At 38.1% G+C, this 12,817-nt stretch carries 9 protein-coding genes; 5 read left to right on the top strand and 4 right to left on the bottom strand.

All coding sequences use genetic code 11. The annotated features are described in order from the left end of the window. Positions 1-91: 91 nt before the first annotated feature. Both FKV42_RS09595 and FKV42_RS09590 read right to left on the bottom strand, forming a co-directional pair. Entirely contained in the window at positions 92-286 is a 195-nt protein-coding gene (locus FKV42_RS09595) for a hypothetical protein (RefSeq protein WP_154809992.1), read from the bottom strand. A 68-nt stretch (positions 287-354) separates the two neighbouring features. Further along, entirely contained in the window at positions 355-849 is a 495-nt protein-coding gene (locus FKV42_RS09590; protein WP_154809991.1) for a flavodoxin family protein, read from the bottom strand. 283 nt (positions 850-1,132) lie between these two features. Between FKV42_RS09590 and FKV42_RS09585 the strand changes: the two genes are divergently transcribed. Further along, complete coding sequence (locus tag FKV42_RS09585; protein WP_154809990.1) at positions 1,133-1,993, top strand: PKD domain-containing protein; 861 nt, start codon at positions 1,133-1,135, stop codon at positions 1,991-1,993. Between the two features lie 5 nt (positions 1,994-1,998). Here the strand turns inward: FKV42_RS09585 and FKV42_RS09580 are convergent, their stop codons facing one another. Continuing rightward, entirely contained in the window at positions 1,999-4,284 is a 2,286-nt protein-coding gene (locus tag FKV42_RS09580; protein ID WP_154809989.1) for a PAS domain S-box protein, read from the bottom strand. 522 nt (positions 4,285-4,806) lie between these two features. Between FKV42_RS09580 and uvrA the strand changes: the two genes are divergently transcribed. Both uvrA and FKV42_RS09570 read left to right on the top strand, forming a co-directional pair. Beyond that, on the top strand, positions 4,807-7,635 hold the full coding sequence (gene uvrA / locus FKV42_RS09575) for an excinuclease ABC subunit UvrA (protein ID WP_154809988.1): 2,829 nt from the start codon (positions 4,807-4,809) through the stop codon (positions 7,633-7,635). Between the two features lie 214 nt (positions 7,636-7,849). Then, entirely contained in the window at positions 7,850-9,676 is a 1,827-nt protein-coding gene (locus tag FKV42_RS09570; RefSeq protein ID WP_154809987.1) for a sensor histidine kinase, read from the top strand. A gap of 44 nt (positions 9,677-9,720) precedes the next feature. Here FKV42_RS09570 and purB read toward each other — a convergent pair whose 3' ends face one another. Beyond that, the gene (gene purB / locus FKV42_RS09565) at positions 9,721-11,058 is read right to left on the bottom strand and encodes an adenylosuccinate lyase (protein ID WP_154809986.1); all 1,338 of its coding nucleotides are present in this window, start codon (positions 11,056-11,058) and stop codon (positions 9,721-9,723) included. Between the two features lie 525 nt (positions 11,059-11,583). Between purB and FKV42_RS14140 the strand changes: the two genes are divergently transcribed. Continuing rightward, positions 11,584-12,132 carry a PEF-CTERM sorting domain-containing protein gene (locus FKV42_RS14140; protein ID WP_230375580.1) on the top strand — a complete coding sequence of 183 codons (549 nt, stop codon included), beginning with the start codon at positions 11,584-11,586 and terminating at the stop codon, positions 12,130-12,132. A gap of 186 nt (positions 12,133-12,318) precedes the next feature. Continuing rightward, positions 12,319-12,726 (top strand): hypothetical protein, encoded by a 408-nt coding sequence (locus FKV42_RS09555; RefSeq protein WP_154809985.1) that lies wholly within the window; start codon positions 12,319-12,321, stop codon positions 12,724-12,726. Positions 12,727-12,817: the final 91 nt, after the last annotated feature.

Below are 12,817 nucleotides of genomic sequence, written 5' to 3'. Positions count from 1 at the left end.
CCATTCAACAACAAGAGTTAGAGAAAAAGAAAATATCAAATTCGTACAGAAAAATAAAGAGAAAAAAGGCTAGCTGCCTTTAATAAGAAACTTACTTTTGAATTGGTTTATCAGGTGTAACACCATAGTATTCTGTTCTTGCCTTGCCCCATATGCAACCTTTTTCACCGAATATCTTGAGTTCAAGGTTCTGGATAGCCTTGCAAAGACCATTTCCAGCGCGTGCACCTTTGCATACAATGCAGTATTTCTCACAGAATACTGGAGCCTTCTTTGTTTCTGCCATAAATTATCCCCTCCATTAGTTCCAATTTATTTGCCGTTTTTACAGATTAAGATAAGTTAGAGAGGTTATTATAATTTAGCCTGGATTTCCTTTGCGAATTCCTTTGCCTTCTGGACGCGGGACTCATCCGGCTGGCCTTTTGTTGATGGGCCCATTTCACCGAATGCTTTCATCTGTGGGTCTTCTGCCTGAAGAAGCATGTCAATTACAGGCTGTGCGAGTTCTCCCTGGCAATCAAATGAACCGAGGAAGTTTGCACCTGCTGCTGCTTCCTTGCATGAGCCTGTCCATGAGTGGATTGCTTCAAAGCCTTCAGGAACAGCGTGTGTCATGAAAATAGCAATGTTCTTGCCTGCGGTTTTATCGGTTATGAATGACTTCACCTTTGGAGGAATGTCGAACTGCATTACAGGGAATCCGATAAATGCAAGGTCATAGCCTTCAAGGTCTGCAACGTCATTGATTGGTTTAATTTCTTTCTCGCCCTCAAGTTCACCATAAATGGCTTCAGCGATCTTCTGTGTATTTCCGGTCTGGCTCAGGTATGTAACAAGTGTCTTCATTATGAACTCCTCTTTTCGTGGATATTAAGATTATTTGCTATAGATTTATATAGATAAGCGTTAGGAAACTGTACTTTGCTCGTTGCGATACAAAAAAATGACCTGATAAATAAGAATCTGTTTTCAAGTGGGCACACAACATTAAATCAAAAACTAATATGTGTTAATCTAAAAAGACCCTATATATACCGGATAATTTCTTGAATAGATGAGATTGAGGGTACTCAGAGCAATTCAATTGAATTATAGATGATATTTTGAACCGACAGCAAATCTGGTATAAATGATAAAAAAGGTAGTTCTCCTGATAATTGTTTTCTATTTAGTTGTATTTACAGGAATTGCAAATGCAAGAACAATAACAAATCCGGAAATTATAGCTAAAAACAGTCATGTCATAATAAAATCGGATGAAAATCTCATACTGAACAGTGGTGAGAAACTTGTAATTGAAGCGGTTGCAAGTCTAACTGTAGAGGAAGGCGGATCAATTGAATTTGCTAATGGTTCATTTTTAGAAATTCGCGGGATCCTTATTAATTATGGCAAAATAGACAATTGTGGAACAATTAACAACTATGGAACTATTGTTAATTATGAATATCCACCAATAAAAGGAATAATAAACAATTATGGAACAATCAACAACTATGGAACCATCAAGAATTACTGTGTAATTAATGGAAAAATAAATGCTGCTCCTAAAGCTGTTATTGAAGCTCCTGATAAACTTCCTGTAAATTCCAGCGTTAGTTTCTATGGAACAAACTCAAGTGATGAAGACGGTTCAATTATTAGTTACATGTGGGATTTCGGTGACGGAAACAATGTAAGCGATAGTACTGGAATTAATTCCCATGTATATCAGAAAACGGGAACTTATACAGTAACACTTACAGTGAAAGATAATCTCAGCACTATAGATTCTGCCATCCACACTTTAATAGTTGTAAATAACCAGACCGAAAGACCATTTTACTCTACACTTGCACAGGAAGAGGATACTGAACAAAAGACCGTAGAAACTGTATCAACGATGAACTCTATATTTGGTTCAAGTAAGAGTATTCTTAAAAAACCACTTGTAACAATCCCTCTGGCATCAATCGTTATTTTGTTTTTTTACAAAAGACAAAAAGAGTAAGATATTCAACTAATATCTATTTCACTACACATTGGAATCGTGAATGTAAAAGTACTACCTTCACCAAGTTTACTTTCAGCCCGGATAGTTCCACCATGCATTTCTACAAACTTCTTAGAAAGAGCAAGGCCTAATCCTGTACCTTCATATTTTCTGTTAAGACATTGATTCAACTGCTTAAATGGTTGGAATAATTTATCCATATTATTTGCTGCAATTCCTATACCGGTATCTTTTATACTGATGTGTATAAGATCACCGGATAAAAATGATTTAACTGACACACTACCGTTTTCGGGTGTAAATTTTATAGCGTTACTAATTAGATTTGCCACAATTTGCTTTAATTTAGTGCTGTCTGCAACAATCATTTTCAATTCAGGATCGAAATCTATATCCAGACTAATTTTATTTTTCTCAGCAAGCGGCCGAAGTACATTGATAGTGCCATTGATCAAAGTCGAAAAATCAAAAAATTCATAATTAAGTTCTGATTCCCCGGCTTCAATTTTAGAAATATCAAGTATATCATTTATTAATTCTAATAGATGCTTGCCAGCATTTGAAACGTGGCCTATATAATTAGACTGTTTTTGATTTAAGTCACCAGCCATCCCCTCCAGCAATACATCCGAAAACCCGATGATGGAGGTAAGAGGTGTCCTTAGTTCATGGCTCATAGTAGCCAAAAATTCGCTCTTTACTTTGTTGGCATTCTCTGTAGTAATTTTAGCAGCTAAAAGTTCTCTTTCAAAACTCTTACGCAAACTAATATCACGACACACACAAAAGATCATAAATTTTCCACCAAATATAGCAGAATTGGCATTGACCTCTACTTCAATTACATTACCATCTTTGCATTGAAGTTTTGTTTCATAAAGAACTTCTTTTTTGTCATTAAGTTGAAGCATATCATATATTTGTTGATGATCACGGAAAACGTCCCAATCCCAGATAGATGATTGCTGCATTTCTGCATGAGAATAACCAAGCATCATAGCATAGCGTGGATTGGCCTCGATTACTTTTCCATCCTGATCAAGAATAACTATTCCATCACTTGACTGTTCCATTAAAAGACGGCGCCATCTGGCTTCTTCTGATATCTTGATCGCAGCTTGTTTCTGTTCTGTGATATCCTGAAGTGAACCTATTATTTTTGAAACTTTGCCATCGTTTATTTTCGGCTGAGTAATTATACGGATCCATTTGTGGTTTCCTTTTGATGTAAGTAATTCCAATTCAAGATCCATTGAATTACCCTTCTTAATAATAGTAGTAATAGCATCTGACAGATTCTTTCTGGAATCAGGTAAATAAAAATCAAGTAATGATTCAATATTTATACTGCTATTAGAATCAACTTCATGAATCCTGGCAACTTCGTTAGTCCATGTTATTGATCCTGTATTAACATCAAGTTCCCATGCCCCAACATGAGCAATTTTCCCTACTTGATTCAAAAGAGATTTTCGTTCCCTGAGTTTATTTTTTGTCCTTTTAAGCTCAGTGATATCACGGAGAACACCAACGATCATGTCCTTTTCTGCATAATATTGAGCCACGGAACGTATGATACGTAGAGACCCATCATTGTATCTTCTTATTTTAAATTGTACATCATAAGGAATGTTCTTTTCTATCAGGTCATCTCTGGCTTTATCAAGCATAGGTAAATATTGAGATAATGCAAGTGTACGAACCAGATCCATTGTAACAGTCGTATTTCCAAGCCCGTATATTTTTTTTGCTTCTTCAGAAAGAACCATTTTACCGGATTTAATATCTAAACTCCACTTACCTATATCATTAAGCCTTTTTATGACAGAAAGTTGTATTCCTTTTAGTTTATCGTCTACATGCTCATCTACTGAAGCATCATGAACAAGGTTGTAAGTAAAATCATACCCTCCTGCAAGAATGGAGCCACTATATACTTTTACATCCTTTATTTGGCCTGTTGCAGTAAAATGTTTAAGCAAAAGATAATCCCTGTTTTCATTTACTGCCTTCTGTGATTCTTTTTTAATGTATTCCGCTGAAAAAACATTTATTTGTTCAATCTTTTTTTGGGTAATCTCTTCAAGTGTCCATCCATAGTAATTGCAAGCTGCTTTGTTGGCATCAACTATAGAATTATCAGAATTAATGAGTAGCATGCTTACTTCATTTTCTGCAAAAAATGCATTATAAATACCAATAGTTTGTAAGAAAAAATCATCACTTAGGTGTGGACCTTTCGTTTTTGTATTTTCATGGTGAGAACACTCATGATAATCATATTTCATAGGATTCAGCGCTCCTTTTGATTAGACTGCATACCACATCCGTATGAACTCATATTTACTACACAAATTCCGCTCAACAATGATATTTTAGATATGAATATGAGAAATATACCCTGTACAAGATCCAACAGACATTTAGAAGTGCAACCCTGTATAAATGCGTTTTTGTTGAACAAAAAGAATGTCTTTCTCAGAATATTAAACAGCTTATATTAAATAATAACATGTATGCAAAATCAGTATCACCGGTTACTATAAAATAAAACTGGAAATATCAATCATCACCAATCATCACTTATTATGCATCAATACTTTCACCCTGCTTACATCTCCAATATATATCAAATTCTGCAATTACAGTACATGAATGAGTTTGAGAGGAAAGTTAAGCTGATCACCACGATCAGAAGTATTCAAAAAAAGAGTGCTGCCACCAGAAATAAAAGTAACAAACAGGTGTTTGCCTGAAATTTGTTCGTCATACCGCAAACTATACTTATTAATCAGGCATCAGAGTAGACAATGTCTTTGAGCAGCATCAGGATAAAAGGTGCCAAAGAGCACAATCTTAAGAATATCGACCTAACCCTTCCGCGTGATAAGTTAATCGTTATCACCGGGCTGAGCGGGTCTGGTAAATCATCGCTTGCTTTTGATACCATTTACGCAGAGGGACAGCGCAGGTATGTTGAATCTCTTTCAGCATATGCAAGGCAGTTCCTCGGACTGATGGAAAAACCGGATGTAGAGTATATCGAAGGGCTGTCACCTGCTATTTCCATTGAGCAGAAGACCACGAGCAAAAATCCCCGTTCTACGGTGGGAACCGTTACTGAAATTTATGACTACCTAAGGCTGCTTTTTGCCCGCATTGGCATAAGACACTGTCCGGAATGCGGCAGGATCATTGAAACTCAGAGTGTTGACCAGATAGTTGACAGTATAATGAACTTGCGGGAGGGTACAAAGATACACGTGCTTGCTCCGCTGGTGAGAGAAAGAAAGGGAGAATACAAGAAACTCCTCATTGACCTGCGCAGTGAAGGGTTCACAAGAGTGCGTGTGGACGGTGAAATTCACCTGCTTGAAGATGCCGAGGATATCGAACTCGGACGTTATTTCAAGCATAATATTGACATTGTTGTTGACAGGCTTGTAATCAAAGAAGGAATTGAGGAAAGAGTATCGGATTCCGTGGAAACCGCACTGGAAAAAAGCGGTGGAACCATCACAGTCCAGGTGCTTGACGGAGAAGAGCTTACATTCAGCGAGAAACTTGCATGTCCGGAATGCGGCATTGGTTTTGAGGAAATGGAACCTGCAGCATTCTCATTTAACAGCCCACAGGGAGCATGTCCGCAGTGCCACGGTCTTGGAACATCAATGGAATTTGACCCTGACCTTATAGTACCAGATAAAAAACTAACATTGAATGAGGGAGCTGTAGAACCATGGTACGGCAAGAAAAAAGATGGTTACTACATGCAATCACTGCAATCCCTTGCAAATCATCATGGATTTTCCATGGATGTACCCTTTGAGGAACTTGAGCCTGAAATTCAGCATATAATATTTTACGGTAGTGAAGAGCTTATCCCGTTCGTCCATGTCGGAAGAAACGGTGGTATGTGGAAGCACAAAGGACGTTTCAAGGGAGTTATTGCAAACCTTTCCAAAATCTATGAAGGCACTGAATCCGAAAACAGCAAGGAAAGGATGAGCAGGTATATCAGTACCAAACCCTGCCTCACATGTCACGGAAAAAGACTCAAACCGGTCACACTTGCAGTAACCATTGATGGTAGGAACATTATCGATACAACAGAAATGTCTGTGGAAGAAGCTCTGGAATTCTTCAGGGAACTTGAACCAAAGCTCAATGAAAGAGAATACACAATTGCCCGACTTATACTCAAAGAGATAAAAGCAAGGCTTGGATTCCTTGTTGATGTAGGGCTTGATTATCTTACACTTAGCCGCTCAGCAGCCACGCTTTCCGGTGGCGAAGCCCAACGTATCAGGCTTGCAACACAAATTGGTTCCAGTCTTATGGGTGTGCTCTACATTCTCGATGAACCGAGTATCGGCCTGCACCAGAGAGATAACCTCAGGCTTATAACGACCCTGAAACATCTCCGGGATATCGGGAATACTGTCCTTGTTGTCGAACACGACGAGGAGACCATATGTAATTCAGACTATGTTGTTGATATGGGACCGGGAGCAGGTATTCACGGTGGTGATATAGTTGCCGAAGGAACTCCAAAGGAGATTATGAAAAATAAGGATTCCACCACTGGAAAATACCTGAGTGGAAAACTCAGGATAGAAATTCCGGAAATCAGAAGGGAGCCAACAGGCACTATGGTACTACGCGGTGCAAGTCAGAATAATCTCAAAAATGTGGATGTTGAATTTCCACTTGGAGTATTGGTCTGCGTTACCGGCGTATCGGGTTCCGGAAAAAGTACACTTATTAATGAAACATTGAACAAGGTTCTTGCAAAGAAACTCAACAGAGCAAGGGACATCCCCGGAAAATACACTTCAATTGAAGGACTGGAAAACGTTGATAAGGTCATAACCATAGACCAGTCACCTATTGGACGTACACCCAGGTCAAACCCTGCAACCTATACTAATCTTTTTACTCCGATAAGAGAACTCTTTGCACAAACAAAGATGGCACGTGCCAGAGGTTACAAACCCGGACGTTTCAGTTTCAATGTCCGTGGAGGACGCTGTGAAGCATGTTCAGGTGACGGAATAATTACAATAGAAATGCATTTCCTCCCTGATGTTTACGTTCCATGTGAAATATGTCACGGAAAGCGCTACAACAGGGAAACGCTGGAAGTTACGTACAAAGACAAGAATATTGCTGAAGTCCTTGACATGACTGTGGAAGAGGCTCTGGAATTCTTTGAGAATGTACCTAAGATCAGTCGTAAGCTGCAGACACTTAACGATGTAGGACTTGGCTACATAAAGCTTGGACAATCATCCACCACACTTTCAGGAGGAGAAGCCCAGAGAGTAAAACTGGCAACTGAACTTAGTAAGCGCTCCACAGGCAAGACAGTTTACATACTTGATGAGCCTACAACTGGCCTTCATTTTGATGATGTCAAAAAGCTCCTGGAAGTACTTCAGAGACTTGTAGAAGCCGGAAACACTGTTATTGTCATCGAGCATAACCTTGATGTAATCAAAACCGCAGACTGGCTCATTGACCTTGGGCCCGAAGGTGGAGACCGTGGTGGAGAGATTATTGCACAGGGAACTCCGGAAGAAGTTTCAGAGAACAATATTTCATACACCGGACAGTTCCTGAAGAAAATACTGGAATAAACAGATTTTAAACTTACTTTTTTATCAATTGTCCTGATTTTCGGTGAGATAAGATAATCTGGAACTAAATAAACATATATACCATGCCATAATATAATTTGTGTAAAATATATTAATATGGACTGGTTTGAAGCAAGCTGATTAGAACTATATTATCGTTTACTTTAGATAGGATTCTATGTGCAAAATCTACCATTAAATAGAAGAAGAAATCATGTACCTGAATTACTATGCACTTCCACTACTGGCTTTGGCATTTATACTCTGTATGATGCTATACCATATAAAAAAGCATAAAGATGCAGATGGTACTACATCGTTCTCGTTGTTGCTGGTATGCAGCATAATTTATTCTTTTTTTTATGCATTGGAAATATCCTCTGCGGACTTTAATACTGCTCTTATCTTCTATAAGCTGCAATATATGGGAATTCCTTTCATTCCTTATTTCTTCCTTATATTTGCAATAAAGTATTCCGGTAAAAAGAGATGGTTAAACGCAACAACGCTCATTGCATTAACCATAATTCCCCTTCTTACTATAGCTCTTGTTTTTACCATCGGGGAGCATACATTATATTTTAAAGAAATTGCCATGAGGCACAATGGTATATTTCCTGCATTAACGTGTGAACCTGGAATATGGTACTCCGTCCAGCAAGCCTACAACTTCTTCTGCCTGATCACAGGACAGGTACTTTTGCTTAAAATGTGGTTTGAAGTAGCTCCTGCCTTCAGAAAACAGGTCAGTGTTGTTATCATCGGGGCAATTGTTCCATTTGTAGTACTGATTGTTTATGATTTAGGAGGATTCACTCCAGGACTGGACCTTTTGCCTTATTCACTTACGTTTACATCACTATTGATATACATTGGATTAACGCGGTATAAGTTATTGGATATAACACCTCTGGCGCGTAGTGCTCTTTTTGAAAAATTACCTGACGGGGTAATAGTAATTGACGGGACGAAAAGAATCGGTGACTGTAACAGTTCTGCCATGAAATATCTGGACATTCATCCTCAGGACATTGGAAAAAATGCTGCTGATGTATTGAGCTCATGGCCCGAAATTATTGGTTATGAACAAAATAATGATGGAAATAAGGTCACCAGTATTGAAATTGTGAGAAAAATTCAAAATTCAGACATGTGGTTCAATGTCGATTTCCTGCCACTTACATCAGTAAATGAAAACACGCTAGGGTGGATGATCATAATTCGAGATATCACTAAAAGCAAAATTGCAGAAAAAGAGCTGCATGAAACAAACAGGAATCTAAAAGAAGCAAATGAAAATGCAGAATATATGGCTGCACGTGCTGAAATCGCCAACCGTGCCAAAACTGAATTCCTTGCTAATATGAGCCATGAGATACGTACACCTCTAAACCTGATAATTGGCTTTTCTGATATTTTGATGGAGATGGAACTGGATAAATCACAATTACATTACGTTGAAACAGTGCATAAATCAGGAAATATGTTATTGGAACTAATAAATGATGTACTGGATTATTCACGAATAGAATCCGGTAAAATGGCGATCGTTCCGGAAATGATTAATCTTGCTCATTTTGTTGACCAAATTGCAAAGAGTTTCATATCCAGAGCCAGCGAAAAAGGAGTTGCGTTTAGCGTAGGACTATCCGAAAATTTCCCTCATTTTGTTATTGTAGATTCTGCCAGACTAAGTCAGGTACTGGAAAACCTGTTGGATAATGCCATTAAGTTTACAGAAAAGGGAGAAATTAATCTCTGGATTAAAACGACGGTTATCCCCGACAAAACCGAGGAAATGATGTTTACTTTTTCAGTAAATGACACCGGAATAGGAATTCCAGAAAAAGACAAATCCAGAATTTTCGAATCATTCTCACAGGTAGATGGCTCTACAACACGAAAATATGGTGGTACCGGATTAGGACTTGCAATTTCCAGTAAGATACTTGAACTTATGGATTCTAAATTAGAACTTAGAAGTGAACATGATGGAGGAAGCACATTCTTTTTTACACTTGTCCTTCCATTTGAAAAGTGACTGGTTTTTAAAAAAAAGGAAATAACTTATTAGTTATTTCTTTATTAGTTAGTTCTCAGTTTTGCAACAACAGCTTCAACCTGTTCCACAGCAGTGCCGATGTACTTGTCAGGGTCTACAAGGTTGATGATATCTTCTTCACTCAGGTAATTTGCAACTTCTGAGTTTGCCAGAAGTACATCCTTAAAGTGCTTTCCGCTTTCATGAGATTCCATTGCACTTGAACGCACAATCTCGTGAGCTTCCTGGCGACCTACACCGCGCATTGCAAGCTCGATCATTACTGCTTCTCCCATGTTAAGACCTTTTAGTAGGTCTAGATTGCGACGGATGTTCTCAGGGTAGAACCTGAGGTTCTCGATTACACCGATTGCAAGTTTGATGATATGATCTGTCAATACACATGCTTCAGGGAATACAACCCTTTCACATGATGAGTTTGTAAGGTCCCTTTCGTCCCAGAGTGTGTTGTTCTGGAGTTCTGGCTCAATCATTGCACGTACAATTCTTGCAAGACCACATATCTGCTCGGACTTGATTGGATTGCGCTTGTGTGGCATCGTTGAGGAGCCAACCTGCTTTTTCCTGAAACTTTCCTCAACTTCAGCAATCTCACTTCTCTGGAGTGAGCGGATTTCAACAGCTATCTTATCAAGAGTTGTTACGGTGTTTGCCATCCACATGACAAATTCTGCGTGACGGTCTCTCTGAATGATCTGGTTTGAAACATCAACTGAACCAATCTCAAGATACTGCATGACCTTTTTCTGGATCTCAATTCCATCCTTACCGAATGCAGCCTGGGTGCCTACAGCACCGGTCATCTGGCCAACGATAAGACGTGGTTTGAGCTGTTCCAGACGCTCGATATGCCTTGAAACTTCAGATGCCCATATGGCAAATCTAAGCCCGTATGTTGTTGGAACACCGATCTGACCGTGTGTCCTTCCGGCACATACGAGGTTTTTATTGTTCTCGGCCTGGGTAAGAAGTACCTCCAGGAGCTGGCGGATCTTAGTATCCAGAATAGCCACAGCTTCCTTTAACTGAAGACCTGTTGCAGTATCAAGCATATCGTTGGATGTTGCACCGAAGTGAACCCACTTGTCAGCGTTTTCTTCGCATTTTTCAGAGATGGCAAGTACAACAGCCATCATATCGTGGTGAATCTCGTCCTCGATCTCTTTTACTCTTTCAAGTTCCACAGAACCAATGCTGCTTTCGATTATATCTGCAGCTTCCTTAGGAATTAGTCCGATATCAGCCTCAGCTCTGGCAAGAGCAGCCTCAGCTTTCATGATTTTTTCCAGACGATTTGCCTCGCTCCAGACGAATTTCATCTCGTCTGTGCCGTAGCGGTATTCTATAGGATGAATTGCCATTTATTAAATCTCCATGAAATTGATGTCTTAACATATCTGTATACAGACATATTATAGATATCATTCAAATTAACAGTATGTCTCTGGTATAGTTAATCTACCAATAAATAGGCTTTGTATGAGTTTAAAAAGAAAAATAAAGAAAGAATTAATACCGTATTGATCAATCATGATTAGTTGAATGATCAGTTCTTGGCGTCTTTAAAACCTATTTTTATGTGCGCCCCATCACAAAGTGTTTAATTCTTTTAGGCCAGACATACTTTTGCTTACTAGAAAATAAATGCAATATTAGTATTCCTGTTTCGCCAATTAACGGAAAATTGAAACAATGGGGGCCAATGTTAAAGCAGGAAGTTGCTCAGTCTTTAGCTCAGTGGTAATTCACAAAAGAATTACATCCACATGTTTAGCTAATTATATAGTTTATAGATAATAATAATAATAATAATAATTAGTGAAAAGGTATATACACAATGAATTCATAGAAGGAAATCAATAAATTTAATGTTGGTTGTACAAAAAATGCGAATAGTTTACATGCTACTTGCTTTATTCCTTTTGGTGGGAACAGCGAGTGCAAATGAAATTTACATAACCTTCGATGAAGGCAGATTAAATGCCGGGGATGAAATTGGAGACACTTATGCCGATTTGGGAGTAACGTTCTCAGATGGAGCAACCCTTGTTGATACACGCTTCTTTGGAACGGATTTAGGATTTTATAATCCTGATAATCACATTACTACAATTTCCTTCTCGCCAACAGTAAAATCTGTTTCGATTGAATTCGAGGATGCATTTATTGGCAACATGAATGCGATTCTTGTTAACGGGGAAGTGCTGACAGACAGCGAATATAACTGTTTATTTCTTACGGACAAAACATTGAAAATCGAAAGTGCAGATGTGTTCATACAAAGCATTGGAATATCAAGTGGATCTCCATGTGTAAATAAGATTAAATTTGATAATCTGTGCTACACTCAAGCAGATATCCCGGAGTTCCCAACAATTGCACTCCCAATAGCTGCAATTATAGGATTAGCATTCATCTTCAGAAAGAGAGAATAAATTTAATACTCTCATCTACTCTTTTTTACCTAAATACCCAAATCATAGAATACGATAACATGCTACGCCAAATAAAGGATAATCATTAGTTATTATTATAAAAGATTTACAAAATGATCAAAAATTTTTAAGTATTTGTAATATACTGTTCTATTTGCATTAATTAGTTATTTAGGTTTTATATTCATGACGATACCAGAAGTTAACAACCAGGAAGAGGATATGTATTTGTGTTGCCCTAATTGTGGATACACTGGACTTTATTATGAAACTGGAATGAAACTTGGTCCAATTTATCACTGCAAACGCTGTGGATATATCGGTACTTTTGTCATTGAAGCAAATCAGGAAATGAGGACAACAATAGAGAACGGACTGACAACAAAAATAGATGATAACCCATTTACCGCTGATGAGTATATTCCATTGAAGCGCAAAATTCTATATTCAACAATTGTAATGTTCGCAATATATTATGCACTTGTCTATCTATTCCCAGGACATTCAACAACCTTAACTGTGGAACTTTTCATATTTTATCTACTTTTTGTATTGTTTACTTATCTAAAATGGATTCAATCAAAAATAGCCTAAACGCCCTAATAATGGATTTCATATACTGAAGAATTATGTCGAAGGTGATCTTTATTAGAAAGTCTATTAAAACGATGTCATTCTCTGAATA

The organism is Methanolobus vulcani (assembly GCF_006546655.1).
GTDB lineage: Archaea > Halobacteriota > Methanosarcinia > Methanosarcinales > Methanosarcinaceae > Methanolobus > Methanolobus vulcani_A.
Note: the sequence above shows the minus strand (reverse complement) of the source record. Positions and strands in the feature narration are given on the sequence as shown.